Genomic DNA, 26,099 nt, shown 5'->3' on the forward strand with positions numbered 1-26,099 from the left:
GAGGGGACCGAGGGGACCGAGGGGACCGAGGGGACCGAGGGGACCGAGGGGACCGAGGGGACCGAGGGGACCGAGGGGACCGAGGGGACCGAGGGGACCGAGGGGAAGGCCGAACAACCGAGCGAGAGCTGAGGCCGGCGCGCGAAGGCGCGCCGGACAACGGAGAGGCACGGGGACATGAGCGACCAAGCCAGGGGGGACGACGTCTACCAGCCGACCGGGAACATGGAGGAGCAGGCGGACGCCGCGCCCCTGGACATGGACGACGCGGTGGACGAGCGCGACTACGACGACCTGCTCGACGAGGGCTACTCGCCGCCGGAGAAGCCGCTGGGCGTCGGCAAGGTGGGGGTGACGGCCGCCGAGCAGCGAGACGGCGAGACGCTGGACGAACGCCTCGCCCAGGAGGAGCCCGACGTCCGGCCCGACGAGGACGACGGAATCGGCGACCTGCCCGACGGAGAGGGCGAGCCGGTCGACCCCCGGGCCACCGGGACCCGCCGCGCCGGGCGGCTGGTGGCCCCCGACGAGGGCACCCGCCCCGACACGGAGAAGGGCCTCCCCGCGTCCGACGTCGGCGTCGACGGCGGCGCCGCGGGCGCGGAGGAAGCCGCGGTGCACGTCGTCCCGGACGGGCAGGAAGAGACCGCCCCGTAGCACCCGGTGCCGTCGGACCCGCGGCACGCCCGGCCGGTCCGGCCCGCCGCACGGCGCCGGGCCGGCGGCGCCCGCAGGAGTCCGCGAGTGCCGTCAACCTCGTCCGCCGACGGAGGACTTGACGCCCCGGGCGCGAGGGCGGGCCCGGTGGACTCAGAGCCGGTCGTAGACGGCGGACAGCCGCTGGAGCATTTCGGTGGCCTGGTCGAGGGCGACGTCGTCGTAGTCCTCCAGATCGGCGTGCAGGGCCTCGGTCAGCACCTTCTGGCGCTGGCCGTGCCGGGCCCGGCCGGCGTCGGTGAGGGCGACCAGGACGGAGCGCTTGTCCTCGGGCTGGCGGGTGCGGGTGACGTAGCCGGCCGTGACAAGGCCGTTGACCAGCTGGGTGGTGGCGGCGCCGGTGGTCTCGGTGCCGGCGGCGAGCCCGCCGATGGTGAGGGGGCCCTGCTCGGCCAGGACGCGCAGGGCCCGGGCGTGGGTGAGGGAGAGTGCGCCCGGGGTTCGGGTGGCGCGCCCGCGCAGCCGGGCGTCGGCGGCGCTGAGGCGGTAGGCGGCGCGGGCCAGGCGGTCGAGTGCTTCGGCACGGTCCTCGGTGGGCGATGTGCTGCTCATGGTGGTCCTTTCGGCGGGTTGACAACCAGCCTAACCTAAGTACTTAATGACTAAGTACTTACCCATTAAGTACTTAACCAAGCGGACCCCAGGAGGAGACCCATGACCATCCGATCGACCGGCCAGAGCTGGGCCCTGGACACCGCCCTCGCCCAGGGCGGCTTCGACGCGCTGCACCCCGAGGCCGTCGGGACCATGGAGCAGCTGGGCCACGACCACACCGACTTCGCCAAGGTCTTCGCGCTGGTCAGGAGCGGTGCGATGCTGCCCAAGGCGTGGGCGACGGTGGCCGGTCAGACCGAGGAGCGCGCCGCCCACCACGAGCGCGGCGGCTTCGCCCAGACCGCCGCCGACCTCTACCTGAGGGCGGCGGTGATGTGGGGCCGGGCCCAGTACTCGATCTTCGACGCCGCGGACCCGCGCAAGACGGCCATGCGTGCGCGCGCCAACCACTGCGTGGAGCGCCTGGGCGCACTGCGCGACGGCCGGGTGCGGCGGGTGGAGCTGGACTTCGAGGGCTCGCGGATCCACGCCCTGCTGCACCTGCCGGCCGGGCCGGTCGAGAACGCGCCGGCCGTCATCCTCGGCCCCGGGATGGACATGATCAAGGAGGACTACATCTGGGCCGCCGAACGCTACTACACCTCGCGCGGCATGGTCGCGCTCTCCATCGAGGGGCCCGGCCAGGGCGAGAGCCGCGCCGGCGGACTGACCGTCGACCTCGGCAACTACGAGCGGGCGATAGGCCGTTACCTCGACCACCTGGCCGCGCTCCCGGAGGTCGACTCCGAGCGGATCGGCATGTTCGGCATCTCGATGAGCGGCTACTGGGGATCCCGGGCCGCCGCCGTCGACGGACGCCTGGCCGCGCTCGCCGCCTTCGAGGCCGTCACCGGCGACTTCGCGACCATCTTCGAGCGCGCCCAGCCGACCTTCAAGAACAACTACATGTACATGGCCGGGTACACCGACGAAGCGGCCTTCGACCGCGACCTGGCCCACCGGATGCCACTGGGCGACCTGGTGGCCGACATCACCTGCCCGGTGCTGTACGGGATCGGCGAGTTCGACGAGCTCACCGACCTCGGCCAGGCGCTGGAGAGCTTCGAGCGCGTCCGGGCGCCGAAGGAACTGCGGGTCTACGAGGACGAGTTCCACCCGCTCGGGGGCGTGGCCGCCGAGGTCTTCCGGTTCGGCGCGGAATGGCTGCAGCGGGCCCTCGCCGGCGAGTTCGCCGAGCCCGGGCGGGATGTGCGCCACTACGTCCACCGCGACGGCCGCACCACCGACGGCAGTGCCGACCCCACCTGGTGGCTCGGCGGCGCCCCGACCGCGCTCACCGACGTCCGGCTCGCCCGGCGCCGCCGGAGCTGACGCCCGTTCCCCGAGGGGCCGGCCCGCGGGGGCCGGCCCCCGCCGGGCGGGGGGACCGCGTGGGCCCGGGACGGCCTGGTCCGGCGGAAGGCGGAGCCGACGACGCCGCCCCAGGTCGCCTACGGGCTCTCCGAGTTCGGCCGGGACGTCAGCGAGCCGCTGACCGACCTGTTCGACCGGATCACCCGGCGGCCACCGCCCCGCCGCGCGGGACAGTGCGGTGGTGGTCGGCCTCGACGGCGGGTCCGGCACGACCGGGTGGTCCGGGCGGTGTCACGGCTCCTGGCGGGCGCGTTCGGTGATGTTGCGGGCCATTCCCCCGAACACCACCGTGTGGAACGGCGCGACCGACCACCAGTAGGCGTGGCCGGCCAGGCCGTGCGGGTGGAAGAGCGCCCGCTGGCGGTAGCGCGTGCGGTGCTCACCGTCCGGTGTGACGGACAGTTCGAGCCAGGCCAGACCGGGCAGCCGCATCTCGGCGCGCAGCCGGAGCAGCCGGCCCGGCTGGATCTCCTCGACCCGCCAGAAGTCGAGGGAGTCGCCGACCCGCAGCCGGGCGGGGTCGCGCCGGCCCCGGCGCAGGCCGACGCCGCCGGCCAGCCGGTCGAGCCGGCCGCGCAGGGCCCAGGCGAGCGGGAAGGAGTACCACCCGTTGTCGCCGCCGATGCCTTCGATCACCCGCCAGACGGCGGCGGGTGACGCGGTCACGGTGCGTTCCCGGAGGTCCTGGTAGAGGCTGCCGCCGGCCCAGTCGGGGTCGGTGGGCAGCGGATCGCTGGGGGCGCCGGGCAAGGAGGCCGAGGACCAGCGGGTGGCGACGTCGGCGTCCTTGATCCGGCGCAGGGCGAGGGCCACGGCCTGGTCGAAACCGGTGAGGCCCTCCGGCGGGTCGGGCACCCACCGGGCGATGTCGTGTTCGCCGCAGACGACCTCATGGCGCAGGGACTCGACGAGCGGACGGGCGATGGAGTTCGGCACCGGGGTCACGAGGCCGACCCAGTGGCTGGAGAGGCCGGGGGTGAGGACCGGCACGGGGACGATGAGACGCCGTCGCAGTCCGGTGAGCCGGGCGTAGCGGTGCATCATCTGCGCGTACGTCAGGACGTCGGGGCCGCCGATGTCGAAGGTGCGGTTCACTCCGGGTGGCAGACCGGCGGCGCCGGCCAGGTAGCGCAGGACGTCCCGGACGGCGATCGGCTGGATCCGGGTGGAGACCCACCGCGGCGTGACCATCGCGGGCAGGCGTTCGGTGAGGTGGCGGAGCATCTCGAACGAGGCGCTGCCGGAGCCGATGATCACGGCCGCACGCAGTTCGGCCGTGGGCACACCGCTGCCGCGCAGGATCCGGCCGACCTCGGCGCGGGACCGCAGATGGGGCGAGAGGTCCGCTTCGGGCACCCCGGCGGGGACGAGGCCGCCCAGGTAGACGATCCGGGTGACGCCCGCGGCCGCGGCGGCGGCTCCGAACGCACGGGCCGCCGCCCGGTCGGTGGCCTCGAAGGCCGGTCCGGTGCCGAGGGAGTGCACCAGGTAGTAGGCCACGTCGACGCCGTCGAAGGCCGCTGCGAGGGTCTCGGGCCGGCTCACGTCGCCGGTGGCGATGTCGACGTCCGCCCGCCACGGCTGGTCCCGGAGCCGGGCGGGCTTGCGCACCAGGCAGCGGACGCGGTGTCCCCGGGCGAGCAGCTCGGGCACCAGGCGGCCGCCGATGTAGCCGCTCGCACCGGTCACCAGGCAGTGCCTCGCCACGGCCCGCTCTGTGTCCATCTCGACTCCTCGTCCGAAGGCCGGCCCGGCCCGCCGGGTCCTGCGGTGGACCGGAGCAGCAGGATCAGGATCACGCATCCCCTTCGGAGCCCGCGACCCGGCCGGCACCGTCGAAGCGGCTGCCGTGGCGGGCTTCAAGGACTCGGCAGCCGAGGCCACGGCGTGGCGTGGCCTCGGTCGAGGACCCGGGCGGCGCTGCCACCAGGCACGCAAGGGCGCCGGGGACTCCGACAGGGCCGCAGCGCTGATCACCACGCTGCAGACGGCCCGGAACCACGCCGCCGAGAACGCCGACGGGACGACAGGACTCGTCGCGGCCTCACGCGACGGTCAAGACCGGGGCAGGGGCCGGACGACGTCTCCTACGCCTCCCCGCACACCGGCGCGACCGCGTGGTACGTCGCCGCCGCGAAGCGGGCAGCCCCTTCCGGCTCCGAGCCGCCAGTCCGACGAAATGCTCATGCCCGGTCCTGGTGCCTTCCAGCGCCGGCACCGGCGTTTCGGCGGTCCGCGGACCACCGGCGGCCGCCCGCGCCCGGCACCTCCGCCGCGGTCAGCCCGTCGCGCCGGTTGCCGCCCGTGCCCGGAGGGCGTCGACGGCGAGGCGGGCGGTGGTTCCGATGACGGCGTCGGCGGCGGGCAGCGTGATGGCGGTGGCGGCGGCGCGGGTGAAGACGGCGAGCGCGTAGCGGCCGCCGTCGGGGTACTCGACGACACCGACCTCGTGGCGCAGCGTGCGGAGGGTACCGGTCTTGCCGTGGACGCGGACGTCGTCGAAGGGGAAGCCGGAGGCCAGGCGGTGCGGCCAGACCTGGAGGCCGAGGAGGCGTCGCAGGGCGGCGCCGTGGTCGCCGGGGCAGGCGTCGCCGTGCCAGAGGGCGGCGAGCAGGGTGGTCATGTCGCGGGGGGTGCTGTGGTTGGTGAAGGCGGGGTCGAGGACCCTGAGGCGGGCGACGACCGCGGGGTCGACCGGGGAGTCCGGGCCGGTGTCCTCGGCGAGGGCGGCGATGAGGTCGCGGAGCTTGTGCACGGCGACGGTGCGGCTCAGGCCGAGGTCGGCCATGGTGCGGTTGACGGTGTCGAGGCCGATCTCGTCCCACAGGGTGTCGGCGGCGGTGTTGTCGCTGACGGCCGCGGTGAGGTAGGCGAGGTCGCGCAGGGAGAGGCGGGCCGGGTCGAGCATGGCGCCGAGGCCGGTCCCCCCGGGGGTGCGGCCGGCAGCGGGGACGTCGACCTGCCGGGTCAGGTCGATCCGTCCGGCGGCGGCCTCGCGGTACAGCGTCACGAGCAGGCAGACCTTGTGGACGCTGGCGGTGCTGACGACGGTGTCCGCGCCGAGGGCGATCTCGGCGCCGGTGTCGAGGTCGCGCGCGTGCAGCCAGCCGGTGACGCCCGCGTCGGCGAAGGCCGCGGCGATGCGGGTGCGCGCGGCCCGGCTGTGCGGGGCCCGGTCGGCTCGGGTCCGGTCGGCAGCCGGGCGGTCGGCTGCGGTGCGGTCGGCTGCCGTGCGGTCGCTGGTCACAGCGGGAACTCCATTGCGGGCCGGGGGTAGAGCGGGCGGTTGGGCGGCTGGGGCAGCAGGCCGCCGGGTCCGGTCAGCGCCTCGTGGGCGGCCTGGGCGAACAGCCGGACGGCGGGCCCGCCCCGCCCGGCCGGCCAGGCCGTGGAGGTCCGCCAGGCCAGCGGGGTGCCGGTGAGCGGACGCCAGACCGTACCCGGTGGTGGTGTGGTGCGCGGCACCAGGGCGATGGCGCTGCCGGTCAGCACGAGCGCGCCCGCGACGTCCGGTCCCGGCGGATCGACGACGACCTCGGGGGTGCAGCCGTGCCTGGTCAGCGTGGTGAGGACCTCGTCGTACAGGGCCGGGGCCGCGGCACGTGGGAAGAGGACCAGGCGCAGGCCGGTCAGTTCGGCCACCGCGAGCTCCGGGCGGTCGGCGTACGGACTGCGGGCGGCGAGCAGGACGCCGAGCGGCTGGTGCAGGACAGGGCCGAAGGCCAGTCCGTCGGCCGGGCAGGGGTGGCGGACGACGGCGACGTCGACGGTGTGCTGGGCGAGTTCGCGCACCACGGCCGTGACCGGCAGTTCCCGCAGTTCGAGCCGGGTGCCCGGGGAGGCGGTCTCGAAGCCGGTGAGCAGCGCGGCCAGGGCGGCCGGCCCGAGTTCGGGCGGGACGGCCGCGCGCAGGGTGCCGGCCCGTCCGCTGCGCAGGTCGGCGGCGGTGGCGAGGAGGCGGGCGGCGCTGTCCAGCGTCTCCTCGGCCTCGGCGAGTAGCAACCGGCCCGCCGGGGTGAGGTCGACGCCGCGCGGGCCGCGGTCGAACAGGGTCACACCGAGTTCGCGTTCGAGGCGCTGGATCCGCTGGGAGAGCGAGGGCTGGGCGATCCGCAGGCGCTCGGCGGCGCGGCCGAAGTGCCGTTCCTCGGCGACGGCGCGGAAGTGGCGGAGGTGCCCCAGCAGGTCCATGGCCAGTAATCATAGGTGTTTTCCTATCGTCCGCTTCACGATTGCGGTCTTGGACTGGGGGGTCGGCGGCCTGTTTAGCTGAGCGCGACGGCGCGACGGAGCGACGGCAACGGAACAACCGCGACCGTGACCGCGACGGCACGAACCACCTGGGAGACCACCGATGACGCACGCCCTCCACCGCCCCCGCACCGCGCTGCCCGCGGTGGCCCTGCTCGTGGCCGTGCTGATCGGCGGGTGCGGCCGGACGGGCAGCGCCTCGACGACGTCGGCCCCCGGCACGACGGCCCCGGGCTCGGCGGCCCCGAGCGCGGCGGTGGCGAGCGCGCCCGCGACCGACGCGGCGGAAGCCTCCTTCGCGGCACTGGAGCAGCAGTTCGGCGCCCGGCTCGGCGTGTTCGCGGTGGACACCGGCAGCGGCCGGGAGGTCACCCACCGGGCCGACGAGCGGTTCGCGTTCGCGTCCACGATCAAGTCGCTCGCCGCCGGGGCCCTGCTGCGGAAGGCATCCGACGCGGACCTGGACAAGGTCGTCCCCTACCGCCAGGAGGACGTGCTGGCGTGGGCACCGGTCACCTCGCAGCACGTGGCGACCGGCATGAAGCTGCGCGACCTGGCCGCCGCCTCCATCCAGTACAGCGACAACACCGCGGCCAACCTCGTCACCGCCGAGCTCGGCGGCCCGGCCGCCGTCCAGCGGTCCCTGCGCGACCTGGGCGACTCGACCACCAACGTCGACCGCACCGAACCCACCCTCAACGAAGCCACCCCGGGCGACACCCGCGACACCAGCACGCCGCGCGTCCTCGCCGCCGACCTGCGCCGCTACGTGCTCGGCGACGCCCTCCCGGAGGGCCGGCGCGGACTGCTGACGGACTGGCTGGTCGGCAACACGACCGGCGGCCCGTACGTCCGCGCGGGGGTGCCCGCCGACTGGAGGATCGGCGACAAGACCGGCAACGCGGGCTACGGCACCCGCAACGACGTCGCCGTGGCATGGCCGTCGGGCGGGCGCAGCCCGATCGTGATCGTCGTCCTGTCCGACCGCGGCAAGGAGGGCGCCACCTCCGACGACGCCCTGATCGCCCAGGCGACGAAGACCGTCGTCAGCGCCCTCGGCTGACCCTCCCCGACCGACCAGGAGCCCCGACCGCGATGATCCGCCCCACCCGCCGGACCGCCACGGAAGCCGACTTCACCCGCCGCCGCCTCGCCCAGCTCGCCGTCCTCGGTGTCACCGACGAAGCCCCGGCCGCCCCGCCGGGCCCGGCCTCGGCCGCCACGCCCGCTCCCCCGAGGACACCCACCCCCGCTCCCCCGAAAGCACCGCCCGCCGCCCGCGCGCACTACGATCGCGCCCGCCGCCTCGCCGCCGACGACCCCGTGCTGCGGGCCCTGGTGACGGCGCTGACACCCGGCACCGGTCTTCCCCCGCTGCCCGCGCCTACGCCCGAGCCCGAGCCCGAGCCCGAGCCCGAGCCCGAGCCCGTCAAACTGTTCGACAACCTCGTGCTGCTGAGCGCTGGCCGGGTCTCGGCGACGGCGGTGCTGACGGACGACGGCATCGTGCTGATCGACGCACTCACCTCACCCGCCGACGCCGAGGACGTGATCATCCCCGGGCTGCGGGCGGCCGGCGCCGACCCGGCGGCGATCCGGCACGTCGTCGTGACCCACGGCCACGCGGACCACTTCGGCGGCGCACAGGCCCTCGCCGACCGCTACGGCGCCCGCGTGCACATGTCCCCGGCCGACTGGGACCTGCTCACCCGCACCCGCCCCTCCGACGCCCCCGTCCGCGACCTCGACATCACGGACGGCGCCCAGCTCACACTCGGCGGTACGACGATCGAGCTGCACCACACCCCGGGCCACACCCCCGGCACCGTCTCCCCGGTCATCCCGGTCCGGGCGGGACGCCGGCACCACAGCGCGATGCTGTGGGGCGGCCTCAACCCGCCCTCGACGGTGCCGGAACTGCGCACCCACCTCGCCTCCGTCCACTCCTTCCGGGCCGTCATGCGCCGCACGAACGTGGAGGTCGAACTCTCCAACCACCCGAACGACCACGACCTCGAACGAGTCGAACACCTGCGGCACCAACCGCCCGGCGCCGCGAACCCCTTCCTGCTCGGCAGCCCCCGCACGCAGCGGTACATGGCCGTCATGGACGCGATGCTGCGCGGCCGCATCGCCGAAGCGGAGGCCGCGGAGGAGGCGGAAGCAGCCGCGACGGGAGTCGGCCCGCGCGTGACGCCCGCACCGGCGTCGGGCCGTCCGTGACCGAAGCATGAGGTGTCTCGTTGTGGGGGCATGAAACTGGATGACCGGTGACCGAGCGTCCCCCTCGCGCCAGGGGCGCGGCTCGCCGTGTCCGCCGGCCGGCGGCACGCGCCGGGACCATCCGCGGTACCGGCGGCACCGCGGCCGCCACCGAACCCGTGGCCAAGCCACCGGACGACCGGAGCAAGGCGTTTCTGGAGAAGGCCGCCTACGTCGTGGCCCCGGGATCGGTCGTCGTGGGCCTGCTGTACTACATCGGCAGGACCTACACGTCGTCGTACTACGGCCACCTCGGCGTCCCGACGAGCGACCTGGAGCTGTCGCGTGAGAGCTACCTGACCGTCAGCCCCACAGCCCTGTTCCTCCCGCTCTGGGCACTGCTGTGGTGCGCGCTCCTCGTCCTGACGTTCTTCGCCCTGGTCGAACACTGGCTGGCGCGTCCGCGGGAGAAGCCGCTGCGGCAGCGAGCCGCTGCCGCGTTCGGAATCACCGGCGGCCTGCTGCTCCTCACGGGATTCCTCATCTTCACCCAGCCGCCCTGGTGGACCCGCAGCATCCTGTCACTCCTGAAGGCCGGCTGGCCGCGCACGGTCATTCCTCCGCTGGTGGTGGCGCTCGGCGCCGCGCTGGCCCTGTTCTCGCTGCGCCTCTACCGGGCCGCCCTCCGGGAGCGGGGCCATCCGCTGGCCGGCGGGCGGATCCCGATGCTCGCCGGCGCGGTGCTCATCGGGCTGCTGACGATGAGCCTGTTCTTCTCCCTGGCGCACTACGCGGACGAAGCCGGGGACGACCAGGCCGTCCGCGACTCGGAAGCCGGATTCGCGGGACGGGTCAGCGTCCTGATCTACTCCCGTTCCCTCATCACCCACGATGCCAGCGGCATCTACTTCACGGACCTCGGCGATTCGGGCGGGCCGTACCGCTACCAGTACCGGGGGTTCATCCTGCTCGCCAAGTCCAGCGCCCGCTACTACCTCGTCTCTTACGACCGCCGCCAGCCCAAGGACGTGACCGTGGTCCTGCGGGACGACGACGACATCCGCATCGAGACGCTCGGCTGACGCCTCAGCTCGCCGTTGCCACGGCCGAGGGCGACGTGGCGTGCGGCGACGTGGCCGCCGGCGACGTGGCGTGGGGCGACACAGCCGGAGGCGACGCGGCCGAGGACGTGCTCTCGGGCGTGGGCGAGTTCCCCGATGGCGAAGGTGAAAGCGAAGACTCCAGCCCCTCACCGACCAGCTCGACGCGGTAGACCGCGTCGGCCGCCGTCGTGTAGACGGTGAGTTCGGCGCTCTGCGTGCCGACGGTCGTCGGACGGAACGCGACCGTCAGAGTGCAGGTGTCCCCGGAGTGAAGAGTCCTTCCGGTACACGGGTTGTCGGCCACCGAGAAGCTTCCCGCCGACAGATGCACGGCCCCGATCGTCGTGCCGGCGGCGGAGGCGGCGGCAGCGGCGGCAACGGCGGCCGTCGTGCCGGCGGCGGAGGCAGCGGCGGTGCCGCTTTCGGGGGTGCTGGGACGTCCGGCGAGCACCACGGGTTCGACGGTACGCCCGCCGAGCTGCGTGGCGGGAAGTTGCGCCTTGGTCACCGCCGGGGCGCCATTGCTGCCGGGAAAGAGCGTGGCGATCGCGTTCGGACTCGGATTCGAGCCGGACGACGCCGTCGGCGCGGGCGTCTCCGCGGTCGACTGGGTCGACGCGGGCGTCGTGCCGGAGGACGAGCCGCCGCCACCGCCGCACCCCGTCGCCAGGGCCAGCAGCACAACCGGCGCGGCCACCCGAACCAGCCACCCCACACCAACATTCCGTCCGGCAGTCACGATCGCCTCCGCGTCCGCAAGAAAAAAGTCGTGGCCGAACCCTTGCGTACTGGCGCGTCAGGACAGCCTCAGCTCGCTTCCACGCCACGAGTCGTCACTCGCATGAGCGGCGAGGGGGACCCGTTCGGAGTCGCCGGGCGTCGGGAGCGATCGACAGCGCGCGCGTGTATAGGCTGCGCTGTCATGGGTGGCGATTGGCGGGACGACAGGATCGGCAGCGCCCTGAAAGGCGTGAACCCCACTGTGCTCCGGCGGCTTGACGCCGGCTTCGCGGTGATCGGTGACGTGCAGTTCCTGCCCGGGTACTCGGTTCTCCTGGTGGACGAGCCCGCTGTGCGGCGCCTGTCCGATCTCCCCCGGACCAAGCGGATGGCCTTCCTGTCGGACATGGACCGGCTGGGTGAGGCCGTGGAACGGGCCTGCCGGCGTCTGGACCCGGAGTTCCGGCGCGTGAACCTGGAGATCCTCGGAAACACCGACGACTTCCTCCACGCACATGTCTGGCCCCGGTTCGAGTGGGAGAGCCCGGACCTCGTCGGCCATCCGGTGTGGCGGTATCCCGCGGAGAACTGGCGCGATCCCGCGAGCGTGCTCGGACCGGAGCACGACGCCTTGCGCGAGGCGATCGGCCACGAACTCGACGTGCTGTCCGCGCCGGCCGCCGGGGCGGCCGGCGCGGAGTGAGACACGTCGGGGAGGGGCGACCTGACGGTCGACGGAGGACAGCCCGCTCGCCCGGCCCCGTCACAGGCCCGGGATCCCGGCCCTCCGCGCGTGCAGCTCGGAGTGGACGAGTTCGAGGAGACGGCCCGCCCAGCCGGGCTTGGGAGGAGCCCCGACGCAGGTGGTGGCCGTACGTCGGGCGGGCCGGCCGTCGATCACTCCCGGTGGATGACGGCCGCGAGGGCGCGCTCGCGGACGTCCGCCGAGGGGTGGCTGCGCAGGTCCCGCAGCAGGACCCGCCATTCCCGGGGCCAGCCGAGGCGGTCCCCGAACGCCTCGGTCAGCGCCGTTGCGAACAGTCCGGCGGCCGGGTCGGCGTCGTCGCGGCGGGCGGTGTGCGCCAGTGCGTCGAGTGTCCCGGGCGGCGGCAGCGGGCCGGAGGCGTGCTCCCGCAGCAGCGTCAGCGCGGTGAGCGCGGCCGCCGCCGGGCGGCCCCGGTGGGCGTCGGCGAGGGCGCCGAGCGCCTCTGCCAGTGCCTGGGGGCCGGCCGCCGGGTCCACCAGGCGGCGCAGCGCGGCCGCTCGGACGCCCGTCAGGTCGGGTTCGGCCGCGAGCAGGTCGGCGGTGCCGGCGAGCAGTGGCCGGTAGTGGTCGTCGGAGGGGAGGTCGGCGAGGTGGGTGAGCCTCCGGCGGGCCGGGAGGTCCCGGTCGTCGGCGGCGTGGAGGTCGTCCGTCCGCGTGGCGGCAGCGAGTTCGGTGAGGGTGCGGTGCAGCAGGCTGCCGGGGGCGGCGCCGCCGAGCGGGTGCGGCAGGCCGGAGGCGGCGAGCGCGCGGACGGCGCCCGCGGCCTGCTGCCAGCCGCCGCGGTTCGCCGGATCGGTGACGGCCCGTCGGGCCACGTCGGCGGTCTCCGGGGCCCAGACGGCCCACCGCGGCAGTGCGGCCAGAGCCGGCGCCGCGACCTCCGGGTCGGCTGCGGCGGCGACGGAGGCCACCAGGCGGGCGTAGCGGGCGCGGTGGGCCTCGGGCAGGTGCGCCGGGTCGGCCCGCAGGACGGCGCGGCGCACGGGCGGCGGGGCCTGTTCGGCGGCTTCGGCGAGCAGGTCCCAGACCGGTTCGGCGTCCAGCAGGCCGGCCGCGAAGGCGACCGCGGCGGCGCGCACGTCGTGGTGCTGGCCCTCGACGCGGCACGCGGCCACCAGCAGGTCGGCGGCGGTCCGCGGCGGCAGGTGCTCGGCAGCGAGCCGCACCGCCTCCTTGCGGCTGGTCACCTTGCTGCCGTGGGTTCCGGACAGCAGGGCGCCGAGTTGCTCGGCGAGCTCGTGGGGCGGGGCGAACCGGGCGGCTCGGGTGGCCGCGTACATCGCGACCCGGGCGCGGTCGCCGCCCGCGTGGGCGAGCAGGTCGCGCAGCGCGTCGGCGGGCCGGTCCGTCCAGACCAGTGCGGCGAGCGCCGCCTCGGCGAGCACCACCTCGGCGGAGTCCAGCTGGGCGCGGACGACCGCCTCGCCGTACTCGGGTATCGCGGCGGCGGCGCGGACGGCCGCGGCCCGTGCGTGCAGCGGCAGGGTCGGGTCGCCGGCCGCCGTGGCGGCGAGCCGGGCGGCGGCCCGCCACTGGCGCGGGGTCCAGCGGCTCGCCGACCAGGTGGGGGGCAGGGCCGCCCGCTGCGGGTGCTTCAGGAACCTCCCGTACGGCGGTTCGGGGGCGAGGAGCGGGTCGAGGAGGTCGGTGCGCTGTTCGACCAGCACCTCGCACACCGGCGACAGGACGGCGGCGGAGGGCTCGAGTTCGAGGATCTCGGCGACCCGGGCGCCGCGGGTGCGCGGGTCGTCCAGCCACAGGCCGGCGGCCTTCGTGAACGCGGCGTCCGATCCGAACTGGAGGGCGTGCAGGAGGAGTTCCTGCAGCTCGGGGATGCCCCGGGCGCGGCGGCCGAGCGAGCGGGTCAGGGTGAACAGCAGCCAGTACTCCGCGGTGTCGGCCATGGTGTCCAGCCATGGCCGCAGGGTCGCGAACACGGAGTGTTCCTGGCCCCGGCGCAGCCGGTGCTCCAGTGGGCCGAGTTCGACCGTGCCGCTCTGCCCGGCGATCCGCCGCAGGCTCCGCAGTGCCCAGTCGACCAGTTCGGCCCCGTCGGCGAGGGCGTGCTCGCGCAGCACCTCGGCGACCAACCGCTGCAGGGCGGCCCGGGTGGCGTACGAGCAGTCGCGGGCGTCGACCGCGTCCTGCACGGCGGCGTCGAGGTGGGGCACCGCCGCCGGGGTCAGCAACCGGGCGGGTACCTGGACCAGTGCGGTCAGCGCCGCGCAGCGCACCGGGTCCTGCTCGTTGCGCAGCCGCGGAAGCAGTGCGAGCGCGTCCTGGACGGCGGCCCGGTCGTCGGAGGCGGCCGCGTTGGCGAGCAGGCCCGTCCAGGCGGCGGCACGGTCGTCGGCGTCCGGGCGGGACAGGGCCGCCCGCAGCTGCGGCTGGGCCTCCTCGGTGGGCAGGTAGGCCAGGACGGGGGCGATCCGGGCCCAGGGGCGGCCCTCGGCGAGGCGCGCGGCGGCCTGCCGCCGCGCCTCGGCGTGGCGGCGGGCGTGCGGGAACAGCGGTAGCAGAGCAGGCAGTTCGCCCTCCCGCGGCAGGGCACCGTCGTACACGAGGTCGAGGAACGCGTCGCGCCGGCCCGGCGGAAGGGTGCGCAGCAGGGCGACGAAGCAGCGGGGCGCGGCCAGCCAGTGGCGGCCGAGGGCGGGCAGCGAGGGCGGGTCGGCGCGCACCAGTCGGCGCAGTGTGCCGCTCGTGGGCGGTGCGGTGTACGGCCCGAGCGCGCCGCGCCGCGGGTCGGCGAGGATGCGGACGGTGCGTTCGGCGTCCGCGGCGGCCAGTGCCGGCAGGTGGTGGCGGCGCAGCGGGAGGTCCGGGCCGAACCGCTCCAGGAGGCCGAGGAGCCGTTCGGGGCGGGTTCGCGCGATCGTGCCGAGGACGTCGGCGAGCGCGGGCCACTGACCGAGCCGCAGCGTCTCGGGGCGCTCGGCGATCACCTGCTCCAGGTGGTCGAGGACCTCGTCCGGGAAGCGTGCGGCCAGCGGTGCGAGCGGCGCGGCGTGCGCGAGGTCGGGCAGCGTCCGGGCGACGAACGCGGGGCTGCAGGCGGAGAGCAGCCGGGCGGCCTCGGCGTCGCCCCACTCGGCGCGCAGACGGCCCACCAGTCGCTCGGCGAGCCGGTGCCGGCGGCCCTGCCGCACCACCCGGGCCAGCTGCCGGCGCAGGGTGCAGGAGGCTCCGGTGAAGGCCGCCTCGATCGCCTCGTCCGGGATGCCGTGGGTGCGGGCGGCACGCAGGGCGTACCCGCGGACCACCGGGTCGGGGTCGGTCAGCCGCTCGGTGAGGTAGCCGGTGGCGCGACCGGCCGACGCGGCGAGCGCGGCCAGCCGACGGCCGTACACGCCGGAGCGTTCCAGGTCGGACAGCAGCCCGGGGAGCTCGCCGTCGGAGGCGAGCTGGCGGGCCGTGCGGGCGACGAGCTGTTGGCGCTGCGGGTGGGAGAGCAGGTCGAGGTCGGCGAGGAACTGATCGGCTTCGTGCGGCATGCGGTCAGTGTGGCTACTCGGGGCGGGTGTCTCCCAATGGATTTCCGCTGCCGTGGTCGGACGTGGCCGCGGGGCCGGTTCGCCCGGCGGCTCGACGGCCCGGCGGCCCGGCGGCTGAGCTGCCCGACGGCTCGACGGCTCGACGGCGAGCCGCCCGGCGGCCCTTGGATAGGGTGCGGGGATGGTCCCCGACGCTCCCCGGCTGCTGCGCGCCGACGCCGCCCGCAACGCTGAGAAGATCATCCGGGCTGCCCGGGAGGTCTTCACCGAACAGGGCCCCGAAGCCCACCTCGACGAGGTGGCGCGCCGGGCCGGTGTCGGGCCCGCGACGCTCTTCCGACGCTTCCCCGACAAGGCCGCGCTCCTGCGGGCCGTGCTGGACCAGCGCTTCGGCGAGAACGTCCGTCCCGTCATCCAGGCCGCCGCCCACGACCCCGACCCCGCGTCCGGGCTGGCCCGCGTGCTGGCGGCGGCCCTGGAGTCGGTGGCCGGCGACTTCAACGTCCTGGCCGCCGCCCGGGCCGCCGGCGTGCTGACCCCGGCGACCGGCGAGGAGTTCTTCGCCGCCCTCGACGACCTGCTGGCGCGCGGTCAGGGCGCGGGCGCGATCCGCGCCGACCTCGTACCCGACGACCTGCACCGCATCGTCGTCATGCTGGTCTCGGTGCTGTGGACGATCGGCCCGGGCGAGGACGGCTGGCGCCGGTACCTGGCCCTGGTCCTCGACGGCCTCTCCCCCGCCGGGGCCCGTCCGCTGCCCTGTCCCGCCCCCGCGCTGCGCCCCCGCACGCCCTGACGTCGAGGCAGGTGCCGGCCGCCCCGCCGGGCGACCGGCACCGCCGCCGCTCAGCCCGCCGGATGCCACCGGAGCGCCGTGACCGGGCACCTGGCGGCCGCCTCGCGGGCCTGTTCCGCCGCCCGCCCGACGGGCTCGGCGGCCAGCACCACGACCTGTCCGGCCTCGTCCTGGTCGAACACCGACGGCGCGGTCACCGCGCACTGCCCCGACGACACGCACCGGGAGGCGTCCGCCGTCACCCGCGCGGCCGGCCGCTCTCGCGGCTGATCCCCGTTCACCACAGGACCGGCACCTCGCCGATGCCGCCCGCCAGCCGTTCGGAGTGGTCGCGCAGGCTGCGCGCGTCCACCGCGAGCCGCAGGCCGGGGAAGCGCCGGAACAGCCCGGTCAGCGCGATCTGCATCTCGGTACGGGCCAGCGCGTTGCCGATGCAGTAGTGGCCGCCGTACCCGAAGGCGAGGTGCGCGTTGGGGGAACGCGACGGGTCGAAGGCGTCCGGCTCCTCGAACGCCCGGCCGTCCCGGTTCGCGGCGTTGATCGACACCAGCAGTGCCTCGCCCCGCGCGATCGCCGCCCCGCCGACGGTGACGTCCTCGCGGGCGTAGCGGGTCAGGCCCAGGGCGCCGGGCGCGGCCATCCGCAGGACCTCCTCCACCGTGGCGCGGGCCGACCCGTCGGGATCGGCGGCGAAGCGGTCGCGGCGGCCGGTGTCGCTGAGCAGGAACAGGACCCCCAGGTCGATCCGGGTCGACGTGGTCTCGTGGCCCGCGAACAGCAGCCCCACCGCCAGGCGGGTCATCTCCTCCTCGGTGAACGAGGGGTCCTGCGCCTGCACGGCCAGGATGTCGCTGATCACGTCCTGCCCCGGGTGCCGGCGCTTCTCCTCGGCGATCGCGGCCACGTACGCCTCGAACTCGGCCATGGCGGCGGCCCCGTCGGCGCCGCCGTACAGCGCGGCGATCCGCTCCGACCAGCCGCGCAGCAGGCCCCGGTCCTCCACCGGCACGCCCAGCAGCTCGCAGATCACCATGACCGGCAGCGGGAACGACAGGTGGTCGTGCAGGTTGACGGCGCGTCGCGGATCCCGGGAACGCTCCTCCTCCATCGTGTCCAGGCAGGATGCGGCGAGTTCCGCGATCCTCTCGCCCATCCGGCGCATCCGCGGCGCGCTGAACGCGGGCGCCAGCATCCGGCGCATCCGCGCGTGCTCGCGGTCCTCCTCCTCGGGGGTGGGGGCGGGGCGGGTGTGCAGCGCCGAGGAGGAGATCCTCGGGGCGCCCTCGACGTCGGGGCGCAGCCGGGAGAACCGGGTGTCGCTCAGGATCTCCCGGGCTTCCTCGTAGCGGGTCACCAGCCAGGCCGGGTCGCCGGCGGGTGTCGTCACCCGCGTGATCGGGCCTTCCTCGCGCAGGCGCGCGAACAGCGGCGCCAGGTCCAGGGCGTTGGGGCGTTCGAAGGGTAACTGCGGTGCGGGGGCGGTCATGGTCTCTCCTCACCGGCCGAAGGGCCACAAGAGCAGCGAACGCTGGGCGGAACCGTTCTCCCCTGTGGGCCCGGGCCAGGGCGGGCGCCATGGCGTCCGGCCGACAAGTGAGAGTCAGCTCTCTTTTAGGAGAGTAACACCACCGGCACGCACAGTCAGCTGGTCCTGCCCGTGCCCGCACCGGCACTCGAAGCGGGCACGTCCAGGCAGGAGCCGCTGCGGGCCGCGTGTCCGAGGCGCGGTCCGGGGCCGATCGGGTGAGCTGCGTGCGGCTCACCCGCGTGGCGCGCCCGGGCCGGGGATCACTTCGTTCCGGCCGGGTGCGGACCCGGCCACGACGAGAGGCGGGAACACGATGGGGCACGACGGAAACGTGATCGAGGAGCTGAAGGCCGACCACCGGGAGGTGGAGGAGATGTTCGGCCGGATCCGGGTGATGACCGGGCACGGGCAGGAGCTGCGGGACCTGGTGGACCAGGTCACCATCGAGCTGGTGCGGCACTCGGTGGCCGAGGAGCAGTACCTCTATCCGGCGGTGCGCGAGCACATCCAGGGCGGGGACAGGCTCGCGGACAAGGAGCTCGAGGACCACGCCCGGGTCGAGAAGATCCTCAAGAAGCTGGAGCGGATGGATACGGCCGACGCGCAGATGAGCCCCGTACTGCGGCAGCTCATGGACGAGGTGTCCGCCCACGTCCAGGACGAGGAGGACAATCTGTTCCCCAGGCTGGCCCAGGCCTGTACGCCCGAGCAGCTGAACGACCTCGGGGACAAGATCCGCCGCGCGAAGGCGATGGCCCCCACCCGCCCGCACCCGGCCGCCCCGAGCAGCCCCGGGGCCAGCAAGCTGCTCGCCCCGGGCGCGGGGCTGGTCGACCGGGCCCGCGACTTCGCCACCGGCCGCGGCAAGTCCTGAGCCGCACCGCCCGACCGGACGGCTCGGGGCCGGCCCCGGGCCGTCCGGTCGGGCAGGACGTGACGCCGGTCATGCGGCCGGCCGCGCCGTCCCGCCTACACTGGTCGGCGAGCAGCAGGGCAGCGAAGCCCCGCACACCGAGCAGCTCGCTTCGGCCCCGACCCACGGACACCGGCGAGCCCGCCCCTGAGGGACCGATCGCCGTGCCCACCGACCTCGCCCCCGTCATAGCCGCCTCCACCCGCTGGCTGCTGATCGCCTACCCGCCACCGGCAGGCGCGCTCAACGCCGCACTGGCCGAGGCCCAGGCCGTCCAGGCCACCACCGTCGCGGCCCACCTGCGCTACCCCGGCGACCTCGACGTACAGCTGCTGCACCTGCTCGGCCCCGGCGGATCGGACCGGCTGGATTGGCTCACCGGCAACGACGCCGAACCCGCGGACGCCGCCTGGCGCACCTGGGTGGACGAGACCGTCGTCAGCTGGGCCGCATGCCTCCTGGCCGAACCGGCCCTCGCCGCCCGCGCCCACCGGATGCTGACCGCTGCCATGCTCCCCACCCAGGCCCGGGCCCACGACCAGGGCCTGCGGCGCCTGATCGACCCCGGCGTCCACGACGGCGAAGCCGCCGTGCTGCTGCGCCATCCCGACCTGCTCGAACCCGTCACGGCCCTGCACCGGGCATCGCTCACCGAGCTGCTGGACGCCGAAGGCGCCACGGCGGCGTAGCTCCCGGTCGGTGCGCCGTCCGGAGGGCGGCGGCTCCGGGTGACGCGCCCGTGGGCGAGTGGTTCCGCACGCGGAGGTGTGGCGATCGGTGCCGGAAGCCCCGCGACCGGCGCGCCCACGGGAGCGTGTCAGCCTGCGGCGTCGCTCGCGTCGTGGAAGCGCACCGGCAGGCTCGTCAGTCCCCTCAGCATGGTGCTCGGCCGCCGCACGAGGTCTGCCGGGTCGGCGTCGAGGGCGAGGTGCGGGCGACGCTCGATCAGGGTGCGCAGGGCGATGGCGGCTTCGACCCGGGCGAGGGGGGCGCCGAGACAGTGGTGGATGCCGTGGCCGAACGCGAGGTGGCCGGCGGGCTTGCGGTGGATGTCGAACCTGTCCGGGTCGGGGAAGTGGCGCGGGTCGCGTGAGGCCGCGGCCAGGGAGACGAGGACGCTGTCGCCTGCCGGGATGGTGGTGTCGCCGACCCGTACCGGTTCGGTGGCGTAGCGGAAGGCCGCGGACTCCACCGGGCCGTCGTGCCGGAGAGTCTCCTCGATCGCGCTGTCGACGAGGCCGGGATCGGCGCGCAGGGCGGCGAACTGCTCGGGGTGGGTGAGCAGGGAGAGGACCGTCCCCGAGATGAGGTTCACGGTGGTCTCGTGCCCCGCGACGAGGAGGAGGAAGGCCATCCCGAGCAGTTCCTCGGCGGAGAGCCCGTCGGCGGCCGGGGTGACGAGCGCGCTGAGCAGGTCCTGGCGCGGGCTGGTCCGGCGTTCCTCGATGAGGGCCGTGAGATGGCCGGTCATGGCGCCGGCCGCCGCGCCGGCGGCCTGCGGGGAGCTGGGCGCGACCAGTTCGGTGGACCAGGCGTGGAAGTCGGCACGGTCCGCCTCCGGTACGCCGAGCAGTTCACAGATGACGGTCATCGGCAGCGGCAGGGCGTAGCAGGCGACGAGGTCCGCGGAACCCGCTTCGGGCAGGGCGTCGATCAGGGTGTCGGCGATCTCCCGAATGCGGGGGCGCAGCGCCCGGATCCGACCGGCCGTGAACTTGCCGACGACCAGTTCGCGCAGCCGGGTGTGCTGGGGCGGGTCGCTCTGGAGCATGTTGACCCCGAGGGCGTGGCCCCCGTCGTCGGTCCAGGAGGAGGAGTGCCGGATGTCGTTGCTCAACCGGGGATCCGTGAGGGCGGCGCGGGCCTCGTCACGGGCGACGACGAGCCACGCTTCGCCGGATCCCGGGACGAACACCCGGTGGACCGGCCCTTTTTCGCGCAGTGCCGCGTAGGCGGGATACGGGTCGATGGTGACGTCGAGGCCCGCGGGAGACAGTTCCTGAAGCGTCGGAGCAAGCGTCGGAGCCGGCACGTTCTTCCCCCCTGGAAAACGGGGACTACCCCCCGGTGATGGTCCGACCCTACCAAACCGGGGACATCACCCCACTTTGGCCGTGTCGCTGGGGGTGTGCACCGGCCAGGGCGACGGGCAACCCAGCGGAGCTGCCGGCCCGCCTCCACCTCCAGCGCCGCCCGGACCTCGTACACGTCGAAGACTTCCAGGCGTCGCAGTTCCCGGTCGAACTCCGAGACCGGGGAGGCGGCGTCCCGCGGCGTCACCGCCCGGCCCACTCCTCCAGCGCGGGCAGGACCTTGTCCAGCGTGATCGGCAGGTCCCGCACCCGCACCCCGCAGGCGTGCCACACCGCGTTCGACACCGCGGCGGCCGTCCCGACGATCCCGATCTCCCCGATTCCCTTGGACCCCACGGCGTTGACGTGGGGATCGTGCTCGACGAGCCAGTGCGCCTCGATCCCGTCGACGTCCGCGTTGGTCGTGATGTGGTACTCGGCGAGGTCGTGGTTGACCACGTGGCCGGTCCGCGGGTCGAGCACGCCGTTCTCGTGCAGGGCCATGGACAGCCCCATCGTCATCCCGCCGACGAACTGCGAACGCGCCGTGCGGGGGTTGATGATCCGGCCCGCAGCGAACACTCCCAGCAGGCGCGGCACCCGCACCTCGCCGGTGTCCGCATGGACGCGCGCCTCGGCGAACTGCGCCCCGAAGGCGTGCATCGCGTAGCGCTCGTCCGGCGGTCCGACGCTGCCGGAGGCCCGCGCCCCGTCCGGCGGCTCGGCCCCGTACCGGCTGCGCAGGGCGCGCGCGGCCTCGACCACGGCCGAGCCCCACGTCGTCATGCCCGAGGAGCCCCCGGCCACCGACGCCACCGGGTAGTCCGTGTCGCCGATCCGCACCTCCACCCGGGCCACCGGCACGCCGAGCGCGTCCGCGGCGATCTGCGCCAGCGTGGTCCAGGTGCCGGTACCGAGGTCGGCCGCACCGATCTCGGCCACGTAGCCCCCGCCCTCCCGCCGGATCGTCGCCGTCGACGTCGGCATCCGGCTGACCGGGTAGGTGGAGGCCGCCACGCCCGTACCGACCAGCCAGTCGCCCCGACGGCGCACGCCCGGCCGGGGATCGCGCCGCGACCAGCCGAACCGCGCCGCGCCCTCCCGCAGGCAGCCGACCAGGCCGCGGCTGGAGAACGGCTTGCCCGAACCGGGTTCGACGGCGGGCTCGTTGCGGATCCGCAGGTCGACCGGGTCCATGCCGAGGCGCTCGGCCAGCTCGTCCATCGCCACCTCCGGGCCGAACATCCCGGGGCACTCGCCCGGGGCGCGCATCCAGGACGGCACCGGCACGTCGAGGGCGGCCAGCCGGTGCGTGGTGCGCCGGTTCGGCGAGGCGTACATCATGCGCGCGGGAACGCCGGTCTGCTCGGCGAACTCCTTGATGCGCGACGTCTGTTCGACGGCGTCGACCGCGACGGCGGTGAGCCTGCCGTCCCGGTCGGCCGCGAGCCGGCAGCGCTGGATGGTCGGGGTGCGGTAGCCGGTCAGGGCGAACATCTGCTGCCGGGTCAGCGCCAGCCGCACCGCCCGGCCGGGCAGTGCCCGCGCGGCCAGCGCCGCGAGCACCACGTTGACGTGAGGCTGCCCCTTCGAGCCGAACCCGCCCCCGACGTACGGGCAGACCACCCGCATCCGTGCCTCGTCGAGACCGAACAGCGATGCCAGCGCGGACCGCGTCGGGTGGACCCCCTGGGTGGAGTCCCACAGGGTGAGGAAGCCCTCACCCGCCGGATCCCACAGGGCCGACGTGGCGTGCGGTTCCATCGGGTTGTTGTGGTACATCGCGGTGCTGTACGTCTCGTCGACGCTCACCTGCGCGGCCGCCATCGCGGCGTCCACATCGCCCTCGACGGTGTCGGTGGGAAGATCCGGGTTCACCGTCCGCGGTGCGTACAGGTCCTCGCGGTCGGCCCGCAGTTCGGCGTCGTGCGCCTGCTGCGCGTAGCCGACCCGGACGAGCGCGGCCGCGTGCCTCGCCACCTCGGAGCTGTCCGCGACGACGAGCGCGACGACCTGGCCGCGGAAGGCGACCTCCGCGTCCTGCAGGACCGCCAGCTCCCGGTCCGCGGTGGACGCCAGGCGCTCCGCGTTGTCGTGGGTGAGCACCGCGACCACCCCGTCGAGCGCCTCGGCCGCGGCGGTGTCCAGCTCCGTGACGCGTCCCCGGGCGACGGTGGCCTGGACGGCGTGCAGGTGGGCGGCGTCCACCAACGGAGTCTCGTGGGCGTAGGTGGCGGTGCCCAGGACCTTGACGGCCCCGTCCCGGCGGGGCAGGTCGCGGCCGACGGCGGCCGGCTCGTCCGGGAACGTCACGGGGTGTCCTCTCCGGCCAGGCCGCGCAGGGTCGCGGCGAGGGTACGGCGCAGCAGCGGGATCTTGAACGCGTTGCCGCCGCCCAGTCCTTCGGCCGGCCGGGCGGCGGCGAGCTCGGCGTCCGCGGCGGCCCGGAAGGCGTCTTCCGAGGCGGGGGCGCCCCGCAGCACCTCCTCCGCCCGGTACGCGCGCCACGGCGCGTGTGCCACGCCGCCGAAGGCGACCCGCGCGTCCACCACCACCCCGTCCCGGACGTCGAGTGCGGCGGCCACGCTGACCAGGGCGAACGCGTACGAGGCCCGGTCGCGCACCTTGCGGTAGGCCGAGCGGCGGGCGATCGGCTGCGCCGGCAGGTCGATCGCGGTGATCAGCTGACCGTGCTCGAGCACCGTGTCGCGCTCGGGGGTGTCGCCCGGCAGCCGGTGCAGGTCGACGAACGGGATCGTGCGCTCGCCGTCCGGCCCGAGCACCCGTACCCGTGCCCCGAGCGCGGCCAGCGCCACCGCCATGTCGGAGGGATGGACCGCGATGCAGTGCTCGGACGCGCCGAGGATCGCGTGGTGGCGGGTCCACCCCCGGATCGCGGAACAGCCCGAGCCCGGCTCCCGCTTGTTGCACGGGGTGGTGACGTCCTGGAAGTAGACGCAGCGGGTGCGCTGCAGCGGATTGCCGCCGGTGGTGGCCATGTTGCGCAACTGCCCCGATGCCCCTGACAGCAGCGCCTGCGACAGCACCGGGAACCACTCACGGACCCGGGGATGCGCGGCGAGCGCGCTGTTGCTCGTTCCCGCACCGATCCTCAGGGCTCCCCCGCCGAGTTCCTCGACCCCGACCGGCAGGACACCGGCGAGGTCGACGACCAGGGCGGGCCGCACGACCCCCAGCTTGAGGTGGTCCACCAGGTTCGTCCCGCCGCCGAGGAACACCGCGTCCGGGTCGCCGGCGACGCTGCGCACGGCGGCCGCGGCGTCGGCGGGGCGGTGGTGGTCGAACGGTCTCATCCGGACACCCCCGGCTCGGTGGCCCGCCGGGCCGGGGGCTGCCCCGTCGGAGGCTGCCCGGCCGCCTGCAGCACGGCGGTGACGATGTTGACGTAGGCGGCGCAGCGGCACAGGTTGCCGCTCATCCGCTCGGCCACCTCGGCGCGCTCCAGCCGCGGTGCGCCCGGGCCCCGGGTGACGGCGCTCGGCCAGCCCCGCGCGAACTCCTCCAGCGCCCCGACCGCGGAGACCACCTGCCCGGGGGTGCAGTAGCCGCACTGGAGCGCGTCGCAGTCGATGAAGGCCTGCTGCACCGGGTGCAGGCCACCGTCGGCGAGCCCCTGCGCGGTGACCACCTCGGCGCCGTCCTGGGTGACCGCGAGCGTGAGGCAGCCCAGTACGCGACGTCCTTCGGACAGCACCGTGCACGCGCCGCACTGTCCGTGGTCGCACCCTTTCTTCGGGCTCGTCACTCCGAGCCGTTCCCGCAGCGCGTCGAGCAGCGTCGTACGCGTGTCGACGGTCAGCCGGTGCGCGGTGCCGTCGATCCGTACGGTGATGTCCTTCTCCACCGCACGAGGCTCCCCCGGTCCGGCCGCCCCCACACGGCGCGCGGCGCTCCGTCACCCCCGTGGTGGCAGCCCGACGTTCCGGGAGGCCTGCCCGCCGAGGGTGCCCCGGGTCCGGGCGGGCGCGGCGGCGCCGTAACGGTCGGCGGGCCGCCGTCGGCCGGGGGGCCGGCCACCGGATCCGACCTGGGGGTTGCCCCCGGGGAAGACGGCAGTTCTCCCCAGCGCGCCGCGGCCCCGCCGACGCGAGGATCGACTCACCGAGCGCCGAGGTCATCGGCGTTCCGTCGGAGTGAGGAGTGACCGGAACGATGGCAGGCAACGAACGGATCGGGCGGCGGGGACTGCTGACGGCGGCGGTCGCCACCGCGGCGCTGCTGGTCCCGGGCACGGCGGTCGCCGCGCCGGTGGCCCCGAACGCCGGCGGCGCGGCCGCGGACCCGGGGACGGCGCAGCGCTCCGCCGTGGTGCGCGCGCTGGAGGGCGTCGCCCGGCCGCTGCTGACGACGGAACCCGGCGGCCGTACCACCGACCTGCGTGCCCTGGGCTCCATGATCGGCGACGCCGAGGTGGTCGGCCTCGGCGAGGCCACGCACGGCTCGCACGAGTTCTTCGCGATGAAGCAGCGGGTGTTCCGCTACCTCGTCGAGGAGAAGGGCTTCACCACCTTCGCCCTGGAGACCAGTTGGAGCAGCGGCCTGCAGATCGACGAGTACGTCCAGGGCGGTCCGGGCGACGCGCGGCAGATCGTCAAGGACGCCCTGGGCGGGAGCCCGTGGGAGCGTGAGGAGTTCGCCGACCTGATCGCCTGGATGCGGGCCCACAACCGGAGCCACCCGCAGCACCCGGTCCACTTCGTCGGTGACGACCTCGGCCTCCCGAGGCTCGGCGACCGGATGTTCGAGCGGGTCACCTCCTACGTACGCGGGGCCCGCCCCGACGTCCTTCCTCGACTCGACGAGCTCTACGCGGGCCTGCGGCCGTTCGACGACGCCTTCGCCTACCTGCGGCAGAAGCCGCTCGCCGAGCGCCGGGACAACGCCGCCAAGGCACGACGGGCGCTCGACCTGGTCACCGCGAGCGGTACCGGCGCCTCCGACGGCGACGCCCACGCGTGGGCGGTGCAGCACGCCCGGAACATCGCCGAGACCTTCGCCTTCGCCGCCCTGGACCTCGCCGACCCTGCCTCCGTCTCCGCCTCGGAGCAGCTGCGCGACCGGGCGATGGCGGACAACACCGCGTGGTGGCAGCGCCGCACCGGCGGCAAGGTGCTGCTGTCGGCGCACAACGGGCACGCCGGCTACCTGGCCACCGACACCTTCCTGTACCCGAGGCCGCAGGGCTCCCGGCTGCGCGACACCTACGGCCGCGGCTACGTGGCGATCGGCTTCACCTTCGACAGCGGCTCCTTCCTCACCAACGACGAGGTCCTGAACCGCGACTGGAAGGCCGTCACCGTCCCGGCGGCCACGCCGGACATGAACGAGTACACCCTCGACCAGGTCCGCTACCGGGACTACTACGTCGATCTGCGCACCGCACCCCGGGCGGCCCGCGACTGGCTGGACGTCAGCCGTCCCACCTACGACGCGGGCTCGGTCTACGTCAGCGACCCGATGCCGCGGCTCGCGATCGGCCGGGCCTACGACGTCCTCATCCACCTGAACCAGGTCACCCAGGCGCGCACGTTCTGATCGCGCCCCCATA

At 74.9% G+C, this 26,099-nt stretch carries 22 protein-coding genes and 1 pseudogene; 11 read left to right on the forward strand and 12 right to left on the reverse strand.

All coding sequences use genetic code 11. The annotated features are described in order from the left end of the window. Window positions 1-177: 177 nt before the first annotated feature. Window positions 178-657 (forward strand): DUF5709 domain-containing protein, encoded by a 480-nt coding sequence (locus tag ACZ5OX_RS22630; protein ID WP_465632378.1) that lies wholly within the window; start codon window positions 178-180, stop codon window positions 655-657. 153 nt (window positions 658-810) lie between these two features. Here ACZ5OX_RS22630 and ACZ5OX_RS22635 read toward each other — a convergent pair whose 3' ends face one another. Continuing rightward, window positions 811-1,269 (reverse strand): MarR family winged helix-turn-helix transcriptional regulator, encoded by a 459-nt coding sequence (locus ACZ5OX_RS22635; protein ID WP_465632380.1) that lies wholly within the window; start codon window positions 1,267-1,269, stop codon window positions 811-813. Window positions 1,270-1,371: 102 nt separating this feature from the next. Here ACZ5OX_RS22635 and ACZ5OX_RS22640 point away from each other — a divergent pair, with 102 nt between their 5' ends. Both ACZ5OX_RS22640 and ACZ5OX_RS22645 read left to right on the forward strand, forming a co-directional pair. After that, window positions 1,372-2,643 carry an alpha/beta hydrolase gene (locus ACZ5OX_RS22640; protein WP_465632382.1) on the forward strand — a complete coding sequence of 424 codons (1,272 nt, stop codon included), beginning with the start codon at window positions 1,372-1,374 and terminating at the stop codon, window positions 2,641-2,643. Window positions 2,644-2,700: 57 nt separating this feature from the next. Then, window positions 2,701-2,844 (forward strand): annotated as a pseudogene (locus ACZ5OX_RS22645) (winged helix-turn-helix transcriptional regulator); the annotation flags it as partial. A gap of 72 nt (window positions 2,845-2,916) precedes the next feature. Here the strand turns inward: ACZ5OX_RS22645 and ACZ5OX_RS22650 are convergent. From ACZ5OX_RS22650 to ACZ5OX_RS22660, 3 genes are all read right to left on the reverse strand, one after another. Continuing rightward, window positions 2,917-4,410, reverse strand: coding sequence for an SDR family oxidoreductase (locus ACZ5OX_RS22650; RefSeq protein WP_465632384.1), 1,494 nt, complete (start codon window positions 4,408-4,410; stop codon window positions 2,917-2,919). 553 nt (window positions 4,411-4,963) lie between these two features. Continuing rightward, window positions 4,964-5,827 carry a serine hydrolase gene (locus ACZ5OX_RS22655; RefSeq protein ID WP_465632721.1) on the reverse strand — a complete coding sequence of 288 codons (864 nt, stop codon included), beginning with the start codon at window positions 5,825-5,827 and terminating at the stop codon, window positions 4,964-4,966. Window positions 5,828-5,928: 101 nt separating this feature from the next. After that, window positions 5,929-6,876 (reverse strand): LysR family transcriptional regulator, encoded by a 948-nt coding sequence (locus ACZ5OX_RS22660; protein ID WP_465632386.1) that lies wholly within the window; start codon window positions 6,874-6,876, stop codon window positions 5,929-5,931. A gap of 163 nt (window positions 6,877-7,039) precedes the next feature. Here ACZ5OX_RS22660 and bla point away from each other — a divergent pair, with 163 nt between their 5' ends. The 3 genes from bla to ACZ5OX_RS22675 all read left to right on the forward strand — a co-directional run bounded on the left by bla (window position 7,040) and on the right by ACZ5OX_RS22675 (window position 10,220). Continuing rightward, on the forward strand, window positions 7,040-7,999 hold the full coding sequence (gene bla / locus ACZ5OX_RS22665; protein ID WP_465632388.1) for a class A beta-lactamase: 960 nt from the start codon (window positions 7,040-7,042) through the stop codon (window positions 7,997-7,999). A 32-nt stretch (window positions 8,000-8,031) separates the two neighbouring features. Continuing rightward, window positions 8,032-9,159, forward strand: a complete 1,128-nt coding sequence (locus ACZ5OX_RS22670) for an MBL fold metallo-hydrolase (RefSeq protein ID WP_465632390.1) — start codon at window positions 8,032-8,034, stop codon at window positions 9,157-9,159. Between the two features lie 158 nt (window positions 9,160-9,317). Next, window positions 9,318-10,220, forward strand: coding sequence for a hypothetical protein (locus ACZ5OX_RS22675; protein ID WP_465632392.1), 903 nt, complete (start codon window positions 9,318-9,320; stop codon window positions 10,218-10,220). A 4-nt stretch (window positions 10,221-10,224) separates the two neighbouring features. Here the strand turns inward: ACZ5OX_RS22675 and ACZ5OX_RS22680 are convergent, their stop codons facing one another. Continuing rightward, window positions 10,225-10,980 carry a hypothetical protein gene (locus ACZ5OX_RS22680; RefSeq protein WP_465632394.1) on the reverse strand — a complete coding sequence of 252 codons (756 nt, stop codon included), beginning with the start codon at window positions 10,978-10,980 and terminating at the stop codon, window positions 10,225-10,227. Window positions 10,981-11,163: 183 nt separating this feature from the next. On the opposite strand from ACZ5OX_RS22680, the gene ACZ5OX_RS22685 reads away from it, so the two are divergent. After that, window positions 11,164-11,664, forward strand: coding sequence for an HIT family protein (locus tag ACZ5OX_RS22685; RefSeq protein ID WP_465632396.1), 501 nt, complete (start codon window positions 11,164-11,166; stop codon window positions 11,662-11,664). A 194-nt stretch (window positions 11,665-11,858) separates the two neighbouring features. On the opposite strand, the gene ACZ5OX_RS22690 is transcribed toward ACZ5OX_RS22685, so the two are convergent. Continuing rightward, on the reverse strand, window positions 11,859-15,221 hold the full coding sequence (locus ACZ5OX_RS22690) for a hypothetical protein (RefSeq protein ID WP_465632398.1): 3,363 nt from the start codon (window positions 15,219-15,221) through the stop codon (window positions 11,859-11,861). A gap of 181 nt (window positions 15,222-15,402) precedes the next feature. Here ACZ5OX_RS22690 and ACZ5OX_RS22695 point away from each other — a divergent pair, with 181 nt between their 5' ends. Next, entirely contained in the window at window positions 15,403-16,017 is a 615-nt protein-coding gene (locus ACZ5OX_RS22695; protein WP_465632400.1) for a TetR/AcrR family transcriptional regulator, read from the forward strand. 50 nt (window positions 16,018-16,067) lie between these two features. Here ACZ5OX_RS22695 and ACZ5OX_RS22700 read toward each other — a convergent pair whose 3' ends face one another. Then, window positions 16,068-16,298, reverse strand: a complete 231-nt coding sequence (locus ACZ5OX_RS22700; RefSeq protein ID WP_449791372.1) for a ferredoxin — start codon at window positions 16,296-16,298, stop codon at window positions 16,068-16,070. Continuing rightward, the gene (locus tag ACZ5OX_RS22705; RefSeq protein WP_465632402.1) at window positions 16,295-17,503 is read right to left on the reverse strand and encodes a cytochrome P450; all 1,209 of its coding nucleotides are present in this window, start codon (window positions 17,501-17,503) and stop codon (window positions 16,295-16,297) included. The genes ACZ5OX_RS22700 and ACZ5OX_RS22705 overlap by 4 nt, the downstream gene beginning before the upstream one ends. A gap of 355 nt (window positions 17,504-17,858) precedes the next feature. Here ACZ5OX_RS22705 and ACZ5OX_RS22710 point away from each other — a divergent pair, with 355 nt between their 5' ends. Both ACZ5OX_RS22710 and ACZ5OX_RS22715 read left to right on the forward strand, forming a co-directional pair. After that, a complete protein-coding gene (locus ACZ5OX_RS22710; RefSeq protein ID WP_465632404.1) occupies window positions 17,859-18,419 on the forward strand; it encodes a hemerythrin domain-containing protein in 561 nt (186 codons plus the stop codon). Window positions 18,420-18,622: 203 nt separating this feature from the next. Next, a complete protein-coding gene (locus ACZ5OX_RS22715) occupies window positions 18,623-19,147 on the forward strand; it encodes a hypothetical protein (protein ID WP_465632406.1) in 525 nt (174 codons plus the stop codon). Between the two features lie 128 nt (window positions 19,148-19,275). Here ACZ5OX_RS22715 and ACZ5OX_RS22720 read toward each other — a convergent pair whose 3' ends face one another. The 4 genes from ACZ5OX_RS22720 to ACZ5OX_RS22735 all read right to left on the reverse strand — a co-directional run bounded on the left by ACZ5OX_RS22720 (window position 19,276) and on the right by ACZ5OX_RS22735 (window position 24,395). After that, entirely contained in the window at window positions 19,276-20,490 is a 1,215-nt protein-coding gene (locus tag ACZ5OX_RS22720) for a cytochrome P450 family protein (RefSeq protein ID WP_465632408.1), read from the reverse strand. A gap of 244 nt (window positions 20,491-20,734) precedes the next feature. Beyond that, a complete protein-coding gene (locus tag ACZ5OX_RS22725) occupies window positions 20,735-22,843 on the reverse strand; it encodes a xanthine dehydrogenase family protein molybdopterin-binding subunit (protein WP_465632410.1) in 2,109 nt (702 codons plus the stop codon). After that, complete coding sequence (locus tag ACZ5OX_RS22730; protein WP_465632412.1) at window positions 22,840-23,844, reverse strand: FAD binding domain-containing protein; 1,005 nt, start codon at window positions 23,842-23,844, stop codon at window positions 22,840-22,842. The genes ACZ5OX_RS22725 and ACZ5OX_RS22730 overlap by 4 nt, the downstream gene beginning before the upstream one ends. After that, window positions 23,841-24,395: a (2Fe-2S)-binding protein gene (locus ACZ5OX_RS22735; protein WP_465632414.1), complete on the reverse strand. Its 555-nt coding sequence runs from the start codon at window positions 24,393-24,395 to the stop codon at window positions 23,841-23,843. Before ACZ5OX_RS22735 ends, ACZ5OX_RS22730 begins: the two co-directional genes overlap by 4 nt. A gap of 308 nt (window positions 24,396-24,703) precedes the next feature. Between ACZ5OX_RS22735 and ACZ5OX_RS22740 the strand changes: the two genes are divergently transcribed. Further along, window positions 24,704-26,086 (forward strand): erythromycin esterase family protein, encoded by a 1,383-nt coding sequence (locus ACZ5OX_RS22740; protein ID WP_465632416.1) that lies wholly within the window; start codon window positions 24,704-24,706, stop codon window positions 26,084-26,086. The last annotated feature ends 13 nt before the right edge of the window (window positions 26,087-26,099 follow it).

The sequence above is a fragment of the Kitasatospora sp. NPDC032121 genome (assembly GCF_055580145.1).